Genomic DNA, 17,395 nt, shown 5'->3' on the forward strand with positions numbered 1-17,395 from the left:
AAATGCTATACTTACGAATTGTAAGTACGTACATTTTGGTTAGTGCCAGTGGAGTGAATGGGCTAAGCCCGGCTCTCGCTCCTATCAACTTTATCGAGAACACCATGAACAACTCCGGCAGCAGCCGCTCCCTGCGCAAAGCCATCGCCCGCCTCAACGACCAGCAACCTGCCCAGTTGCTGGCGGCCGAGTGCCCTTCCCGCGCTGTACTCGGCCATATCACCAGCCGCTGGGGCGTACTGGTGCTGGTGGTGCTGCTCGACGGCACTCACCGCTTCAGCCAGCTGCGCCGGGCCATAGGCGGTGTGAGCGAGAAAATGCTGGCCCAGACACTCGATGCGCTGGCCTACGACGGTCTGGTGCTGCGTATTGCCCAGCAAGTGGTACCGCCCCATGTAGAGTACAGTCTGACGCCACTGGGACGCGAAGCTGCCATCCGGCTGGAAGTGCTGGTAGACTGGATAGAGGATAATTTCCCTCTGATTCGTGCCGCGCAAGAGGCGGCAGAACAACAGGCAGCTTGACCGGCATGTCCCATCCTGTGACACTGGATAAGTCGTAAACTTCCGGTAGTTAAACTTTACTTACTATCATGGCCGCGCTTCTTCCCACTAGCGAGCATCGCCGCATACTGATCGTCAGCGATCCCGTGTATGCGGTGGCGCCCCTCAACACCATGCTGGTACGGCATGGCCTGTGGGCGGACAGCCGTGCCGCTAGCGATATCGCAGCCATACAGGGCGCAGCCGAACATACCGCCCTGCTGCTGATCGACAGCGCACTAGAGCCAGCCCTGATCCAGCCGTGGCAGCAGTCCGGCATACTGCAGGTGGTGCACTGGGATCTGCAGCTGGCGCCGGACCAGCTGGCCGAAAAAATTCTGCTGCATCTGCGCATACTCCAGGGGCCAGTTGCCCGCCCCGGTCTGCCCGACAAAAATACGCTGCAAATTAATTACCACCACATGCTGGCGCACTCGCCGGATCCCGTGCTGCTGCTGCATGCTGCCGATCTGGCCATCATCGACAGTAACCAGCACGCGCGCCGCCTGTTCGGCATGACGGAAGCGGAACTGCTGCAAACCCGTTTCTCTGCCCTCTGTCCGGCCAGCCAGCCCGATGGGATGAGCACGGAACAGCATCTGCGCAGCGGCCAGCAGCACTGCAGGCTGACCATGCTGGGCTTCCAGAACCAGCTGCTGGTCTGCGATGTCGCCATGGTGCCAGTGACGGTGGCTGGCCATGCGCTGCTGCATGTGCGCATCGCCGATATGAGTTCGGTCCGCCTGGCAGATGAACTACGCGAAGGCAAGAGTCAACTGCTGGAAATGATCGCCAGCGGCGTGCCCCTGAACACCACGCTGGACCGGCTGATGCTGCTGATCGAATCGCAAGCCCCGCCAGTGCTGTGCACCATCATGCTGGTGGGCGACGACGGCGTCACCATGCATGCCATGTCGGCACCCAGCATGCCCGCCGACTACATGGCCAGCATTGACGGACTGGCCGCCGGTCCCGCTGTAGGTTCCTGCGGCACGGCCATCTTCCGCAAGCAGAACGTGATCGTCAGCGACATCATGACCGATCCCCTGTGGGCGCCCTACAAGGAAATTCCGGCCCGCTTCGGCCTGCGCGCCTGCTGGGCCACGCCCATCATGGCCAGCCCCACCACCGTGCTAGGCAGTTTCGCCATGTATTACCGCGAACCGCGCAGCCCTACCGAAGCCGATCAGCGCCTGATTGCTGCTGCCACCCAGATCGCCCGCATCGCCGTCAACAGCACGCGGCGCGAGGCGGAACTGCAGCGCCACCGCGAACATCTGGAAGTGCTGGTGCAGGAACGCACAGCGCAGTTACAGCAGGCCAAGGAGGAAGCCGAACACGCCAATGAAGAACTGACCGTGGCGCTGGAAAACCTCAGCATGACACAGGAAGAACTGGTGCGGCGCGACAAGCTGGCTGCGCTGGGCGCGCTGGTGGCCGGCGTAGCCCATGAACTGAACACGCCCATCGGCAACTGCCTGATCATGGCCAGCAGCATGAGCGAGCGCACGGCGCTGCTGCGTGCCGAACTGGTCAATGGCCTACGCCGTTCTACGCTCGACACCTATCTGCAGCAGGCCAGCGATGCCGATGCCGTGGTGCTGCGCAACCTCAACCGCGCCGCCCAGCTGGTGGCCAGTTTCAAGCGGATTGCCGTCGATAGCGACAATGCCCAGCGCGAACGCTACCTGCTGGTGGATGTACTCAACCACATGCGCCCTGTGATCGAATGCAATCTCAAACAGCATGGCATCGAGCTGCAGGAAAATGTCGAGTCCGGACTGGTGCTCGATGGATATCCGGGTCCGCTGGGGCAGGCGCTGGAAAACCTGATCGACAATTGCGTCGTGCACGCCTTCAAAGGACGCAGCCATGGCCTGATCCGCTTTGGCGCTGCACGCGGCAGCAACGACGAAGTCGTCCTCACCATCGAAGACAATGGCGTCGGCATTCCGGAGGCCAGCCTGTCGCGCATCTACGATCCCTTCTTCACCACCCAGCTAGGCGCGGGTAGCTCGGGGCTGGGTCTGTATCGCACCCACAACATCATTACCGGCCTGCTGGGTGGCCGCATCGACGTGCAGAGCAGCCCGCAAGGCACGCGCTTCACCATCTACCTGCCGCAGGTCGCGCCGAATTAGAGGGTGCCGACTTATTCCTATCAGCAAGGAAGTTGCAGTCGTATAATTGGTCCAGGGAGTTAGTCCTTCGTGCAACTCACCCGGAGAACCAGAAGCTGTGTCCTTACCCGACTCGAAACCCCGTCCCGCCATGGCGGCATGGCGCTGCGAATTCCAGTCCAGCGTCGACGAACTGGCTTTTCTGCGCCACCATCTGGCCACCACCAAAGGCCAGTTGCGTGTCACACTGGTGATCTGCTCGCTGGTCTATCTGGGCTTCAATATCACCGATTTTATCTGGCTCGGCTATTCCAGCCAGACTGCCCTGCTGGCTGGTGTCCGGCTGGCGGTGGCACTCATCGCCATGGGCGGCATCCTGATGCTGCGGCGCAGGCCCGATTCCATCGCCACCGCCCGCCTCGTCGCCAGCATGGCCGAACTGGCTGCCGGCTGCGGCTTCCTGCTGATTACCGCGCTGCGTTCACAGGAGTACGCCCTGCATGCGATCTCGATGGCCATCATCATTATCGTGTTCTACATCTATGTTCCTAACCGGCTACTGTACTCGGCATCGCTGGCTGCGCTCAGCACGCTAGGTTTCATCCTGCTGGCCGCCGGCATGGGCAAGCTGCGCCCCGTCGAGCTAGGCACCATCGCCACCATGCTGACGCTGACCAACCTGTTCGGCTATGTCGCCGCGCAGCGCTACCAGCTACTGCTGCGGCACGAATATACGGCCCAGACTGTCCTCAAGAACCTGTCCATCCGCGACCCGCTGACGGGCTGTTATAACCGCCGCTACCTGCACCAGCAACTGCTGGAAACAGAAATTACCCGCGCCCAGCGCTATCAGCTGAGCCTGACGGTGATCATGTGCGATCTGGACCACTTCAAACTGGTCAATGACCGCTACGGCCACCATGGCGGTGATGCAGTATTGCAACACTTCGCCTGCCTGATGCACGCCCTCACGCGCGACGGCGTCGATAGCGTCGTGCGCTACGGCGGCGAGGAATTTCTGCTGATCCTGCCGGAGACGGATCTGGCCGGCGGCGAACTGCTGGCGGAGCGGCTCAGGCTGGCCCTGAGTGCCCAGCCCATAGCCTACGGCGACCAGCAGATCAGCGCCACCGCCAGTTTTGGCGTTGCCAGCATCGATTTTTCGCGCCGTAGCACCAGTGCCCACATGAATATGATTACCGCGGCCGACGATATGCTGTACGCTGCCAAAAACAGCGGCCGCGACCGTGTTTGCTGCCGCCAGCTAGGATAAGACATGCGCCATATCAAACCTTTGCCAGCGCTCGCGCTGGCCATGCTGCTAACGGCTGCCAGCCTGCAGGCCGGCCCTGCCCCGTGGTATCTGTGGCGCAGCAAAATCGACGGCCAGCTAGCCTGCTCGCAGACGCCGCTGGGCCCCGGCTGGGTACAGGATTCCGGCCCCTTCAAAGATAGCCATTGCGAAAAGCCACTGCTTGCTAAATAATGATTTGCCCGTATTCGGTAGCAAACAATCCGTAGCAAAGAAACAAGCCGCAAAGAACTCGTCACACTGCATCCCAACTACCCGAGGAGACTGTATGTTCACCAACCCAGAGCAATTTGCCAACGCCACCAAAGCCTTGTTTGAATTCCAGCTGGAAACCTTCAACACCCTCACCAGCAAAGCCGTACAGGGCGTAGAGCAGGTTGTCGCGCTCAATCTGGCCACCGCCAGAGCGCAACTGGAGGAACAGCTGGCCACCGGCAAAGAACTCAGCCAGAGCAGCGATCCCCAAGCCGCCATGTCGCTGGCCGCTGCCAAAGTCCAGCCCGGCGTGGCCGGTGCAGCTGCCTACAACGAACAGCTGGGCGCCATCATTGCCGAAATCCGCGAAGAATTCAGCCGCGCTGCCGACGCCCACATGACGGAAGCCAAGAGCACCCTGAGCGCGCTGATCTACGATGTCACCAAAAACGTCCGCCCCGGTTCGGAAAATGCTGTGCAGATCGTCAAAACTGCCATCGACAACGCCTTTACCGGCTACGAACAGGTCACCAAAGCCACCAAGCAGGCCGTCGCCTCGGTTGAAGAGCAGATCGCCAAAGCCAGCGCAATGGTCGAGCAGAACACCCCGAAAACTGCCAAGCCTGCGCGCAGCCGCAAAACCGCCAAATAAGTCCCCACCCGGGCCGAACTACGGGGCACCTGGTCGTGCCCCGTTTCTTTTATAGCATTTTGCACGCTTGCCCGGTCGGTACCTGCCTGCCGGTTTGCCGCCTGCGGCCGAACGCGCTACACTGTATATAAAAACAGTTATCGCTTTTGCCATCTGTCATGAACCGCGTGCTCGACAATCCCCTGTATTACCTCGACAACTTCGAACTGGTGCTGCGCTGGATAGGCGAGCGCTACGACGATCTGCTGGCGCCCGACGAGCGCGCCTTTCTGGCTGACTATCAGCGCCTGCCCCAGCCCGCGCGCGCCCTGCTGGTACGCATGGTAATGCGCAAAGGCACGCTGTTCCGCGCAAGCAAACTGGTTTATGCAGAAATCGGCAACACCCACGAAGCGGCCCTGCCGCTGGCTCGGCTGGGCTTCATCGCTGCCGATCCGCAACTCACGCTGGAAGAACTGTTCGAGCTATTGCAGAAGCCTGAAATCAGCCAGGTCTTCCAGCTCTCGCCAGCACTGCGCCAGCTGCGCAAGGCCGACCAGCTAGCCGCACTGCAGCAGCAATACGACAGCGCTCACCCTTATTCCAGCTGGTGCGCCGGCAGCAGCGACCATTGCTACCGCAACCTGATCCGGCCGCTGTGCGACCGTTTGCGCCTTATCTTCTTCGGCAATTTCTATCAGGACTGGACCGAGTTCGTACTATCCGATCTGGGCATCTACCAGTATGAAAAAGTGGATTTCTCACCGGCCGCCCGGGGCTTCCGCAACCGCCGCGATATCGACGATTTTCTTGCCCTGCACTGCTGCTACGAACGCTTTAACGATGGCGAGGACTACACCAGCGTCATCGCCGATCTGCCGCCCTGCGCCGAAGACAATGAATGGCTGCGCAGCCGCCACCACAAATTCCTATTCCAGATTGCCCAGCACCTGGAAAAGCAGCAGGACTGGTCTGCCGCCTACCAGCTGTACGCAGGCAGCCAGTATCCGGGGGCGCGGGCGCGGGCCATCCGCGTGCTGGAAAAAGATGGCCGCAGCGAGCCGGCCTATGCCCTACTGCAACAGGCCCTGCAGGCGCCGGAAAGCGCCGCCGAACGGCAGCAGCTGCTGCGCATGGCGCCACGGCTGGCGCGCGCCATGGGGCAGCCCAAGCCGGCGCCTGTGGTGCAGGCCCAGCCCCGGCGCATCGACCTGCAGCTGCCGCCACCCGCCGAAGCAAGCTATGTCGAACTGGTGGTGCGCGACCATCTGCAGGAAGAACAGGCGCCGGTGTTCTACGTCGAGAATGCACTGATCAACTCGCTGTTCGGCCTGCTCTGCTGGGACGCCATCTTCAGCCCCATACCGGGCGCATTTTTTCATCCCTACCACCGCGGCCCGGCCGACCTGCACAGCGCCGATTTCCAGCGCCGCCGCAGCAGCCAGTTCGCCGCCGCGCTGGGCCAGCTGGAAGATGGCAGCTACCGCGCTACCATCCTTGCCAATTACACCGCCAAGGCAGGCATCCAGTCGCCTTTCGTCTACTGGGAAACGCTAGCGCCAGACCTGCTGCAACTGGCACTCGATTGCATCCCGCCGCTGCACCTGCGCCGCTCCTTCGAGCGCATCCTCGACGACATTAAGGCCAACCGCAGCGGCTTCCCCGATCTGATCCAGTTCTGGCCGGAGCAGCAGCGCTACACCATGATAGAGGTGAAAGGCCCCGGCGACCGGCTGCAGGATAACCAGCTGCGCTGGATCGAATACTGCGCCGAACATGCCATGCCCATCGCCGTGTGCTACCTGCAATGGGCGCAATGAACCAGTACACCATCGCCGTTCGTGCGCTGTGCGAGTTCACCGCCAAGACGGGCGATCTCGATCTGCGCTTCACACCCTCGCCCACGGCACAGGAAGGCATAGCGGGACACGCCACCGTGACGGCCAGGCGCGGTGCCAGCTACCAGCGCGAACTGGCGCTGGCAGGCGATTATGGCCCGCTGCATGTGCGCGGCCGCGCCGATGGCTACGATACCGCAGCGCGGCGACTGGAAGAAATCAAAACCTATCGGGGCGAGCTGGAACGCATGCCCGATAACCAGCGCCAGCTGCACTGGGCACAGGCCAAGGTGTACGGCCACCTGCAATGCGCTGCGCTCGGTCTGGCCGAGATCACGCTGGCACTGGTGTATTTCGATGTGGGCAGCCAGAAGGAAACCATGCTGCAGCAGGTGCACAGCGCGGCCACGCTGCAAGCCTACTTCGCGCAGCAGTGCGAGCTGTTTCTGCAATGGGCCGAACAGGAAATCGCCCACCGCAATGCGCGCGATGCGCAGTTGCAGCAACTGGCCTTCCCCTACGCCGGTTTCCGCCCCGGCCAGCGCGAACTGGCAGCGGCCATGTACACGGCTAGCAAACGCGGCGTCTGCCTGCTGGCACAGGCCCCCACCGGCATAGGTAAATCGGTCGGCAGCCTGTTCCCCATGCTGAAGGCCGCCGCCCAACAGCAGGTCGACAAGGTGTTCTTCCTTGCCGCCAAAACGCCGGGGCGCCAGATGGCGCTCGACGCCGTGCAGGTGATACGCGATAGCGCTCCCCTGCTACCACTACGCACGCTGGAGCTGGTCGCACGCGACAGCGCCTGCGTGCATCCGGAACTGGCCTGCCACGGCGAGTCTTGCCCGCTGGCACGCGGCTTCTATGACCGGCTGCCCGCGGCGCGGCTAGCCGCACTTGAGGCCTGCCAGCCGGCACAGCGGCATGTCGTGCTCGACCGCCAGAGCTTGCAGACGATCGCGCTTGCCCATGAAATCTGCCCCTACTATCTGGGCAGCGAACTGGCGCGCTGGTGCGACGTCATCGTGGGCGACTACAACTACTATTTCGACCAGAGCGCCATACTGTATGGCCTGACAGTGATGAACGACTGGAAGGTCAGCGTGCTGGTGGACGAAGCACACAACATGGTCTCGCGCGCACGCAAGATGTACAGTGCCGACATGAGCCACAGCAGTCTGCGCCTGCTGCGCAAGATTGCACCCGAGGCGCTGAAGAAACCGCTGGACCGCGTGCACCGGCAGTGGAACCAGCTGGTCAAGGAACAGGATGAGCACTACCAGTCCTATGCCGACCTGCCGGAAAAATGGCTGGGCGCCTTGCAGACTGCGGCCAGCGCGATCAGCGATTACCAGAACGAGCACCCGGCCGACAGCGAGCCGCTGCTGCAGGAGTTCTATTTCAACGCCCTGCAATTTACCCGTCTGGCCGAGAGTTTTGGCGCACACGCACTGTTCGACATCGAAAAGCGCCCCGGCCGCCACAGCAGCCAGAGCGACAGCATCCTCTGCATCCGCAACATCGTACCGGCGCCGTATCTGGCACCGCGCTTCGCGCTTAGCCACAGCAGCGCGCTGTTTTCGGCCACGCTCAGCCCATGGAACTACTTCCACGACCTGCTCGGCATGCCCGACAGCACCGCATGGGCGGATGTGGAATCCCCCTTCGTGGCCGAGCAGCTCAGCGTCAAAGTGGCAGGCCACATCTCCACACGCTACCAGCACCGGCAGCAGTCGCTCCAGCCTATCGCTGAACTGATGGGGCAACAATACGCCGCGCAGCGCGGCAACTATCTGGCCTTCTTCAGCAGCTTCGACTACATGGAGAAAGCTGCGCAGACGCTGGCGGCAAGCTACCCCGGCATCCCGCAGTGGTCGCAGACACGGCGCATGGACGAAACGGCGCGCAGCGACTTCCTTGCCCGCTTCACGCCCGACAGCTGCGGTATCGGTTTCGCCGTACTGGGTGGTGCTTTCGGCGAAGGCGTAGACCTGCCCGGCGCGCGCCTGATCGGCGCCTTCGTCGCCACACTGGGTCTGCCGCAAGTCAATCCCGTCAACGAGCAGATACGCCAGCGCATGGACAGCATCTTCGGCGCTGGCTACGACTACACCTACACCTATCCCGGCATGCAGAAAGTCGTGCAGGCGGCAGGCCGCGTGATCCGCACCCAGACCGATCGCGGCACCGTATATCTGATCGACGACCGCTTCGGCCGCGCCGAACTACGCGCCCTGCTGCCCGCCTGGTGGCACGTCGAGTAAGCGGCTACCGACTGTTTTACCGGCTCCGTTCAGGCGCCGCAACCGTGGGCGCAACGCCGAGTACCAGCAGCCACGCGGCAAACGACAGGCTGCGCTGGATAGCGACAAACGCCAGCAGATACAGCAGCCACTGGGCCGAGTTAAATGGCTGCATAAGGCCGGCAGCACCGGTCAGCAGATTCGCCAGCAGCGCGGCCACTGCCGTCACAGGACCAGCAAACCACCATTTCCGTTCAAGCTTGGAGTACATAGAAAAACCCAGATTAAGATAAATTGCATAAAAAAATAAAACCGTCTGCTGCAAGACTGGCTGTGCACTGGCCAGATGCGGTATGGTCAGCAACCGACAGACGCACCGTCAGTCTGATTTAACGCACGAAGCCTGTACCGGCAGGCTCCGTAGCAGCAGAAACACCATAGCCACGGCAAACAAATTGATACCGAACGCGGAACGCTCCAGTGCCCGCCCCAGATAGACGCCAAACTGGGCGCCGAACATCGACGCGAAAAAACCCAGTTCGGCCGGATTAGTCTTTAAAAAAACCTGAATCTGCGCACCGCAAAACGCCAGATATCCGAACGACGAGCCTTGAATAATCGGCACCTGCACCAGCCAGAATATGGCGTTGCAGTGCACCGCCTGTGCACCAGCTTCCAGCATCTGCACGCCGCACCAGATGCCCCATAAAAAGAAAGCCATGGCAGGAAAGATAATCAGCACGCTGGCCAGCGTAGCTGGGGCCTGCATGGTCGTCATCATCCCGCCGCTCAGGCCTATCGCACCGCCACCTAGCGCTAGTATTCCCAGACCACGCCTGATCCACTGATTCATTTCTTCTCCTGACAGAGCCCCACAGCGGCCCTCGATAAAATCTCCCACCACATCTTCAGACGCACGGATTACTGCAGCACTGTGCGTATCTTCTGGTAACCACTACGGCTCACCGGCACCTTGCTGCCGTCGCGCAGCACGGCCACATAGCTGTCGCGCGTGGCCTGCTCGATCCGGTCAACGCAGGCGATATTCACGATCCACGAACGATGGATGCGCATGAACTGCTCGCTATCGAGCTGCTCTTCCAGCTCCGCCATGCGCTGGTTCTTCAGATAGTTGCGGCCTTCGGAGCGGATCTGCACATAATCATCCTGCGCCTCGATCACCTCGATCTTGTCGCAGGTGATCACATGCACTTTAGCGCCATCGCGGATCAGCACGCGGCCCAGCGGGCGCTGGCGCGCCACCGCCTCCTTGACCATATTCGCCACCGCCACATCGCCGGCCCCGCCGCTAACGGCCAGACTGGCGCGCGCATGCGCCAGCGCCTGATCGAAGCGCTGCTGGCTGAACGGCTTGAGCAGATAATCGAGCGCATGGAATTCGAAAGCCTTGATGGCATACTGGTCGAACGCCGTGGCAAAGATATAGCGTGTCCGGTTGCCGGACAGTTCGGCCACTTCGAAGCCATCGAGTTTGGGCATCTGGATATCGAGGAACACCAGATCCGGCGCCAGTTCGGTGATCGCCTTGAGGGCTTCGAAACCGTTGGCGCACTCGGCCACCACTTCCACATCCGCATGCTCGGCCAGATATTCGCGCACCACCCCGCGCGCCAGCATTTCGTCATCAACAATAATGATACGCATGGCTGCTTACCCTCCCTCGCCTGTCTGCGCAGGCATCGTAATATCCACCGCAAAGCACAGCGCCTGCTGGCCCCAGTGGATGCTTGCTTCGTGTTTGTAGGCCCCTGCCAGGCGCTGGCGCACATTGCTCAGGCCTATGCCATGCCCATCGCGCCGGATCGCGCCCGCATCGGGGTCCAGTGGATTTTCTACCCGTATCTGCAGCATCGAGCCGGAACGCCGCGCCGTCAGCACGATCACGCCGCCTTCGGGCAGATTGCAGATGCCGTGCTTGACGGCGTTTTCCACCAGCGGCTGGATGATCATGGGCGGCACCAGACAGTCGCTGGCAGCATCCTCCACCTGCTCGCGTATCTGCAGCCGTGCGCCAAAGCGCACCTGCTCGATGGCCAGAAAATGGCGGATCAGTTTGAGTTCCTCGCCCAGCGTGACCTTCTTGTGTGCTTCCATGCCCAGACTCTGGCGGAAGAAGCTGGCCAGCTCCAGCGTCATGCGGCGCGCTGCTTTGGCGTCCTGCGAGGTCAGCGCGCTGATCGAATTCAGACTATTGAACAGGAAGTGCGGATCGATCTGGGTGCGCAGCATGCGCAGTTCGGCTTCCTGCGCCATCAGCAGCGATTCCAGCTCGCGCTGCTCGGCCTGTTTGGCACGGACAAACTCGATCACCAGATAATGCAGCGCGGCGGCAAAGCCATACAGCAGCACGCCCAGCCCCACCACCGTCGCCGCCAGCTGCGGCCCCAGCACGATTCCGGCCCAGCTCAGCCCCAGCGCCAGACAGGCGCTATTCCACAACTGCCCCGCGCCCAGCCAGAGCAGACCGGACACCATGGCCGCCATCAGCAACACCGTCACGATGGCGGCAGCGCGCTGGCCATTGAGCGGATAGGCGCGGCACAGATAGTGCGCCGAATAACCGGCCACAAAGGCATACAGCAGATGCATGGGGATGGCGAACAGCAGCGCATTGGCCAGCGGCGCCACCTTGGCCGCCACCAGCACAGCGCCGAAGGCGATGCCGAGGAACAGCCAGACCAGCAGATAGATCTGGCTGCCGCGGCGGCTGAGGTTCAAGCCCTGCATGCTCAGTTACGCACTTCCAGACCGCCCATGATGGCGTAGCCGCGCACGATCAGCCGCTTCTCCGGCGTAGCAGGGGCGATGGTCTTTTCTTCGAAGCCGCCCATGATGGGCGTGCCTTCCAGCTCCACCGTCCAGTCGGCCGGCACCTTGATGGTAATGCCGCCGAACATGGCAAACACATTCAGCACGGCCACGCTGGTGATAGAACTCTGGCGCAGATCCAGTTCGCAGCCGCCAAATACGGCCGTCACTTCGCCACCACGGAAATCCGGCGTGGTAACACGGCGCTGGAAGCCACCCATGATGGCGGTGATATTCAGCAACGCATCGTCACTGCCCTTATCAAGGCTGATGCGGCCATCTTCGAACAGCGACCTTCCTGTGCCCGATTTGAACACCACCGACAGCCCGGCCAGTATCAGCATCAGCGGCCAGAAAGCGCGCCAGCTCAGTTGTATGATGCCCAGATCGTGCAGGTAGATGATGCCGCCGAACAGTATCAGCCCACCGCCGACGATGGCGCCGCCGGCGCTACGGGTTTGCAGCATTTTCAGTATGCCGAAGAAGATCAGCGCTGTCGGCCACAGATGCAGGGTGAAATCCAGATCGAGCAGGCCGATATTATCGAGCAGGAAAATCAGCCCGATCACGATGACGAACAGTCCCACCGCCATTTGCGAGGCGGGATTACGGGTGCGCGGGGTTTTCATGCTTGCTCCTTGATCGAGGCTTGAATATTGTCCAGCAGTGGGCGCAGCAGCAGGCACAGGCCCCATGCAATCAGCAGCGCTGGCCAGGTCTCGCCAAAGCCCACACCCCAGATGCGGTTGAACGAAACATACCACCAGCCGGCGAAAAAGATCTCCCACAGGCCGTTGCTAAAGTGCTTGGCCGTCGTGGGCGGGATCATCTTGATGACACCGCTGATCACCAGCAGCCATGGCCAGTAGCGCCACAGGTGGGCCAGATTGAAGTCGAGCTGGATCAGGTCGATCTGGTCCAGCAGCAGCGCGCCGCCAGCAGCGATCATCACGATGCCCCAGACCATCTGTTTGCGCCAGCGGTAAGCAGTTTGTATAGTCATTGCAGTCTCCCGGTTCGGTATGGTTAGAACGATACCGTGCCGCCACTGGCGGCGAAACAGCTATTCGGCCAGTGACGGAATTTAACCGGTGAATGACGCAGCTTACAGTTTCTCGCGCAGGAAGCCGAGGAAGCACTGGATGCGCTGGGCCAGCTGGGTATTGCGGAAGTACACCGCGCAGATCTGCCGGGTCTGGCCATTATTGGCGTCCGCCAGCAGCGGCACCAGCCGCCCGGCCGCTACATCGGCTGCCGTCAGATATTCTGCCAGACAGACGATGCCCTGCCCGCGCAGCGCCAGCTGGCGCCGCATTTCGTCGCTGGAAGCGGTCAGCGCCGCCACGATGGGCAGGCTGCTGGCGCCGTCGTGACGCAGCGGCCATTGCTGCTCGCTGCCAAGCTGGCCTTCGCCGATCAGGGTGTGGCCGGCCAGGTCTTGCGGCACTTGCGGCGTGCCGTGTTCGAGCAGATAGTCGGGGCTGGCCAGCACCTGCAGGGGCGAACTGGCCAGTACCTGCGCGTGCTGGGACGGATCGTCCGGCAGACCGACGCGGATGACAATATCGGTGCGCTGCTCTACCAGCTCGCTCAGTTGCTCGTTGCCATTGAATTCCAGCCGGATGTCGGGATAGCGCTGGCGGAATTCGGCCAGATAGGGCACCACGCAATGCAGCATGAAGGCCGAATCGGCCGCCACGCACAGCCGTCCGGCCGGCTTCTGCTGGCGGATACGGATCGATTGTTCCGCCTCTTCCATGGCGCCCAGTATGGCGCGCGCCTGCTCGAGAAAGAGATGTCCCTCTTCCGTCAGTTCCATGCGGCGGGTGGTACGGGTCAGTAGCGAGGTGGCCAGCTTGTCTTCCAGCCGCGACAGAGCACGGCTAACGCCCGAAGTGGTCTGGCCCAGATGAACGGAAGCGGCGCTCAGGGTGCCGCTGTCGATTACGGTGATAAACGTTTTCAGGTCATCGGAATTGATTTCCACGTGCACTCTACCCTTGAAATGCTACTGTTACCGGACTCGCTCAGGCGACATACAGTAGCACCGCACCAAAGTGGCATGCACTGCCGCCAAGCACAAACAAATGCCAGACTCCATGGCCGTAAGACCATTTGTGGTCCGTCACGAAGAAAACGATGCCCGCCGTGTACACCAGACCACCTGCCGCCAGCCAGGCAAACCCTGCCCAGCCCAGCGTCTGCACCAGCGGGCTGGCGCCAATCACGGCCACCCAGCCCATGGCGACATAAATCACCAGCGACAGCACCCTCGCACCGCGCGCAAACAGCACTTCCTGCACGATACCCAGCACGGCCAGCGTCCACACCACGCCGAACAGCGACCAGCCCCACGGCCCGCGCAGGCTAACCAGCGTGAACGGCGTGTAGCTGCCGGCGATCAGCAGATAGATAGCGCAGTGATCGAGCTTGCGCAGCACCTGCTTGGCCCGCCCGCGCAGGCTGTGATACAGCGCCGAAACCAGATACAGCGCCAGCAGCGTAACGGCATAAACGCTGAAGCTGACCACCTTCCACGCATCGCCGCTGCGCGCTGCCAGCACGACCAGCACAGTGCCGCCTATGGCCGCCAGCAGCGCTCCTACTGTATGGGTAATGCTGTTAAATCGTTCGCCGTAGTACATAGTTAGTCCAGTGCATGCTGGCAACGGCACTATTGCCATCGCTAAGCCATTGTATTGCACTACACCGGACGCACGTCGAGCGCCCCTTCTAAACCGCAGCAAGCGCTGGTACTTAGTAAAAAACTAAGCATATCATAATAAAAATTGAAATTAAACAATGTTACAGAAATTTATATAATCCACCGCCCTGATCACCGCCGCCCAGGCGGCGGCCATGGGAGCGCGGCCGCGGATGTGGTAAGGTGCCAGCCATGAATGCACCAGCCCAGCCCGACCCGCAGCCCTTTCCAGCCGTTCAACCCTATCAGCGCTGCATGGTGCTGGGTGGCGGCGGCTTCCGTTTCGGCATCTATATCGGCATGTACGCGGCGCTGCGCGCCGCCGGGCAGGCCCCCGATATACTGCTGGCCAGCTGCGGTGGCGCCATCGCCGCTACCATCATCCACCACCTGCCCGATCCGGCCGAACAGCGCGCCTGGCTGTCGTCGCGCGCCATGTACGAGTTCTGGTGCAGCCTGCGTTCCACGCCGCAGGCCAATCTGGCAGGCACGCTGCTGGCCGCCGCGCGGCGCAAATTGTCGAGCGCCAGCGCACCGCTGATTCCCGATCTGTTCGGCGACTATCTGTTCGAGATTCCTGACCAGCTGCCCTTCCCGCCCGACAGCGGCCATGCCGAAGTGGCCGTGGCCATCATAGGCGGCAAACTGCTGTTCGATGCCAGCGAAGTGGGACAGCCGCGCCGCGCACGCAAGCTGTTTGCCGAAACCGTGTTCTGCGACGCCCGCAGCGCTGCCCTGCTGGCGCACATGAAAGCGCCGCTCAGCGCGCCGCGCTGGGGCCAGCATGCCATTGCCGACCAGTTGCTGCTGGAAGCGGGCGCCACGCTGGATCAGGCAGCACGCATCTCCATCGCCGACATGTACTACTTCCGCTGCCAGCCCTATAACGGCGCCGAATACATAGGCGGCGTGCTGGACCTGTTCCCGCTCGAGATTGCGCGCCGGCTGGGGCGCGAAGTGATCATGGAATTCAAGGAAGCTTTCGATCAGGTGTTTTCCATTCCGGCCTGGCGCGCCGTGCTGGGCGTCAACGGCAATGCCCGTCTGCGCTATGCCAACACCCATCTGGCCGATATCCGCATCGACAGTTCCGATGTATCGCACACGCTGGCCCGCCAGCAGCTGCAGCAGAAACTGCACTGGCGGCGCAACCGTATCGAGCTGGCCATGCCGCCCACGTATGAGGAGTTTGTGCGCTTTATGGATGACCAGTGGCAGTTCGGCTATGACCGCGCCACGGAGGCCTTGCGCCACCCGCGCGGCCAGCACCCGCCCGTCATCCGCCGCGCCACTCGCCACAGCAAGCCTTTACGCAGTGTGCGCAGCTAACGCCCGTGCAGGCAAGCTGGCGCCGCGCCCAGCCTCTGCAGGCCGGCTGACGCTGTCAGATTAACCGGCTGGCCAGCCCCTGCATCAGCGGCACAGCTGGCGCCAGTTCTGCTCGAACTCTTCGGGCGCCACATCCTGTGCCAGCAGGGTCAGATCGCGCGCCACGGCGATATAGCGCTGATAACCGATGTAGCCACCAAAGGCATCTTTGGCATTGACCTCGCCGCAAGGAGCGCCGCCCTTGCCGATAAACTGGTTGCGGAACTGGGCCGCACCGGGCTCCAGTACCTTTTCCTTCACGTATTTTTCACCCTGACTGGTGAGCGTGGCCACATCTTCCTGCCGCTGCTGGGCTGCGCTCTTGCCGCAGGCCGCCAGCGCCAGCAGCAGGGCGCACAGGCCCAGACCCCGCATGACGTTCAAAAACATCATAATATTTTCTCTTTTATAACAGTTTCAGGAAAATTATCGCCGAAAACACTGTATCCCGCCAGACATAACGCACCAGCAGCTTGCATTGTTGACAGGGCGGGTATTTGTTACTATCACCAGCTTTACAGCCAGTTCAGGAGAACCCATGTCCCAACCGCTATCCGCCCGCCTGCTGCAGGCGCTGTTTGCTTGCACTATGCTGCTGGCTAATGCTGCCGAGGCAGCAGAAAAACTGGCCAACGTCACCATCCTCGCTACCGGCGGCACCATTGCCGGCAGCGGCGCCACCAGCACCACCACGGTAGGCTACACGGCGGCAACCGTGGGCGTGGACCGTCTGATCCAGGCCGTGCCCGAGCTGGCCAAGGTGGCCCACGTCAAAGGCGAGCAGGTATTCCAGATCGCCAGCGAAAACATGAGCAACGAACACTGGCTGACGCTGGCCAAACGGGTCAACACTCTGCTGGCCCAGCCCGATGTGGACGGCATCGTCATCACCCACGGCACCGACACGCTGGAAGAAACTGCCTACTTCCTCGATCTGGTGGTGAAAAGCACCAAGCCGGTAGTACTGGTAGGCGCCATGCGTCCCGGTACGGCCCTGTCGGCTGACGGCCCTATCAATCTGTACAACGCCGTACTGCTCGCGGCCAGCCAGGACGCCATCGGCAAAGGCGTACTGGTGGCGCTGAACGACCAGATCCATGCTGCCCGCGATGTCACCAAAACCAACACCTCGACGCTGGACAGCTTTAAAACCCCGGAACTGGGCATGCTCGGCTACATCCAGGGCAACAAGCCTTACTTCTACCATGTGTCGGCACGCAAGCACACGGTCGACACGGAATTCGACATCAGCAAACTGGACGCCCTGCCGCAAGTGGACATCGTCTACGGCTACGCCAACATGGGCCCGGCCGCGCTGAATGCCGTGGTGGCCGCCGGCGCCAAAGGCGTCATCCACGCCGGTGTGGGCGATGGCAGTCTGGCCGGCAAAGTGGTACCGGCCCTGAAAGCAGCCCGCCAGCAAGGCGTACTGATCGTGCGCGCCAGCCGCGTCGGCCAGGGCATCGTGGCGCGCAATGGCGAAGCCAACGACGATGAACTGGACTTCGTCGCGGCCGATACGCTCAATCCGCAGAAAGCCCGCATCCTGCTGATGCTGGCCCTGACGCGCAGCAGCGACAGCAAGGAAATCCAGCGCATGTTCTACCGCTACTAAG

18 protein-coding genes are annotated in these 17,395 nt (G+C 61.8%); 9 read left to right on the forward strand and 9 right to left on the reverse strand.

Annotated features, from left to right (window positions below; translation table 11 throughout):
- The first annotated feature begins 104 nt into the window (after positions 1 to 104).
- The 7 genes from GTP27_RS01555 (at position 105) to GTP27_RS01585 (ending at position 8,899) form a co-directional block, all read left to right on the forward strand.
- Positions 105 to 524 (forward strand): winged helix-turn-helix transcriptional regulator, encoded by a 420-nt coding sequence (locus GTP27_RS01555; protein ID WP_161037425.1) that lies wholly within the window; start codon positions 105 to 107, stop codon positions 522 to 524.
- Positions 525 to 592: 68 nt separating this feature from the next.
- A complete protein-coding gene (locus GTP27_RS01560; RefSeq protein WP_161037426.1) occupies positions 593 to 2,683 on the forward strand; it encodes an ATP-binding protein in 2,091 nt (696 codons plus the stop codon).
- Positions 2,684 to 2,780: 97 nt separating this feature from the next.
- Positions 2,781 to 3,935, forward strand: coding sequence for a GGDEF domain-containing protein (locus GTP27_RS01565; protein ID WP_371865874.1), 1,155 nt, complete (start codon positions 2,781 to 2,783; stop codon positions 3,933 to 3,935).
- A 3-nt stretch (positions 3,936 to 3,938) separates the two neighbouring features.
- Positions 3,939 to 4,148 (forward strand): hypothetical protein, encoded by a 210-nt coding sequence (locus GTP27_RS01570; protein ID WP_161037427.1) that lies wholly within the window; start codon positions 3,939 to 3,941, stop codon positions 4,146 to 4,148.
- A gap of 94 nt (positions 4,149 to 4,242) precedes the next feature.
- Positions 4,243 to 4,821 carry a phasin family protein gene (locus GTP27_RS01575; RefSeq protein WP_161037428.1) on the forward strand — a complete coding sequence of 193 codons (579 nt, stop codon included), beginning with the start codon at positions 4,243 to 4,245 and terminating at the stop codon, positions 4,819 to 4,821.
- Between the two features lie 158 nt (positions 4,822 to 4,979).
- The gene (locus tag GTP27_RS01580) at positions 4,980 to 6,620 is read left to right on the forward strand and encodes a VRR-NUC domain-containing protein (protein ID WP_161037429.1); all 1,641 of its coding nucleotides are present in this window, start codon (positions 4,980 to 4,982) and stop codon (positions 6,618 to 6,620) included.
- On the forward strand, positions 6,608 to 8,899 hold the full coding sequence (locus GTP27_RS01585) for a helicase C-terminal domain-containing protein (protein WP_161037430.1): 2,292 nt from the start codon (positions 6,608 to 6,610) through the stop codon (positions 8,897 to 8,899). The genes GTP27_RS01580 and GTP27_RS01585 overlap by 13 nt, the downstream gene beginning before the upstream one ends.
- Before the next feature lie 16 nt (positions 8,900 to 8,915).
- Here GTP27_RS01585 and GTP27_RS01590 read toward each other — a convergent pair whose 3' ends face one another.
- The 8 genes from GTP27_RS01590 to trhA form a co-directional block, all read right to left on the reverse strand.
- Positions 8,916 to 9,149, reverse strand: coding sequence for a hypothetical protein (locus tag GTP27_RS01590; RefSeq protein ID WP_161037431.1), 234 nt, complete (start codon positions 9,147 to 9,149; stop codon positions 8,916 to 8,918).
- Between the two features lie 108 nt (positions 9,150 to 9,257).
- A complete protein-coding gene (locus tag GTP27_RS01595) occupies positions 9,258 to 9,731 on the reverse strand; it encodes a hypothetical protein (protein ID WP_161037432.1) in 474 nt (157 codons plus the stop codon).
- A gap of 68 nt (positions 9,732 to 9,799) precedes the next feature.
- Positions 9,800 to 10,543, reverse strand: a complete 744-nt coding sequence (locus GTP27_RS01600; RefSeq protein WP_161037433.1) for a LytR/AlgR family response regulator transcription factor — start codon at positions 10,541 to 10,543, stop codon at positions 9,800 to 9,802.
- Positions 10,544 to 10,549: 6 nt separating this feature from the next.
- Entirely contained in the window at positions 10,550 to 11,626 is a 1,077-nt protein-coding gene (locus GTP27_RS01605; RefSeq protein WP_161037434.1) for a sensor histidine kinase, read from the reverse strand.
- A 2-nt stretch (positions 11,627 to 11,628) separates the two neighbouring features.
- Positions 11,629 to 12,336, reverse strand: a complete 708-nt coding sequence (locus tag GTP27_RS01610; RefSeq protein ID WP_202416471.1) for a LiaF transmembrane domain-containing protein — start codon at positions 12,334 to 12,336, stop codon at positions 11,629 to 11,631.
- The gene (locus GTP27_RS01615) at positions 12,333 to 12,710 is read right to left on the reverse strand and encodes a LiaF transmembrane domain-containing protein (protein WP_161037435.1); all 378 of its coding nucleotides are present in this window, start codon (positions 12,708 to 12,710) and stop codon (positions 12,333 to 12,335) included. The genes GTP27_RS01610 and GTP27_RS01615 overlap by 4 nt, the downstream gene beginning before the upstream one ends.
- A gap of 102 nt (positions 12,711 to 12,812) precedes the next feature.
- Positions 12,813 to 13,694, reverse strand: a complete 882-nt coding sequence (locus GTP27_RS01620; protein WP_161037436.1) for a LysR family transcriptional regulator — start codon at positions 13,692 to 13,694, stop codon at positions 12,813 to 12,815.
- 40 nt (positions 13,695 to 13,734) lie between these two features.
- Positions 13,735 to 14,352: a PAQR family membrane homeostasis protein TrhA gene (trhA, locus tag GTP27_RS01625; RefSeq protein WP_161037437.1), complete on the reverse strand. Its 618-nt coding sequence runs from the start codon at positions 14,350 to 14,352 to the stop codon at positions 13,735 to 13,737.
- Positions 14,353 to 14,603: 251 nt separating this feature from the next.
- Between trhA and GTP27_RS01630 the strand changes: the two genes are divergently transcribed.
- The gene (locus tag GTP27_RS01630; protein ID WP_229633291.1) at positions 14,604 to 15,740 is read left to right on the forward strand and encodes a patatin-like phospholipase family protein; all 1,137 of its coding nucleotides are present in this window, start codon (positions 14,604 to 14,606) and stop codon (positions 15,738 to 15,740) included.
- 84 nt (positions 15,741 to 15,824) lie between these two features.
- On the opposite strand, the gene GTP27_RS01635 is transcribed toward GTP27_RS01630, so the two are convergent.
- Positions 15,825 to 16,172, reverse strand: coding sequence for a hypothetical protein (locus GTP27_RS01635; protein WP_161037438.1), 348 nt, complete (start codon positions 16,170 to 16,172; stop codon positions 15,825 to 15,827).
- 145 nt (positions 16,173 to 16,317) lie between these two features.
- Between GTP27_RS01635 and GTP27_RS01640 the strand changes: the two genes are divergently transcribed.
- Entirely contained in the window at positions 16,318 to 17,394 is a 1,077-nt protein-coding gene (locus tag GTP27_RS01640) for a type II asparaginase (RefSeq protein WP_161037439.1), read from the forward strand.
- Position 17,395 lies beyond the last annotated feature (1 nt).

The sequence above is a fragment of the Duganella qianjiadongensis genome (assembly GCF_009857915.1).
GTDB lineage: Bacteria > Pseudomonadota > Gammaproteobacteria > Burkholderiales > Burkholderiaceae_D > Rugamonas > Rugamonas qianjiadongensis.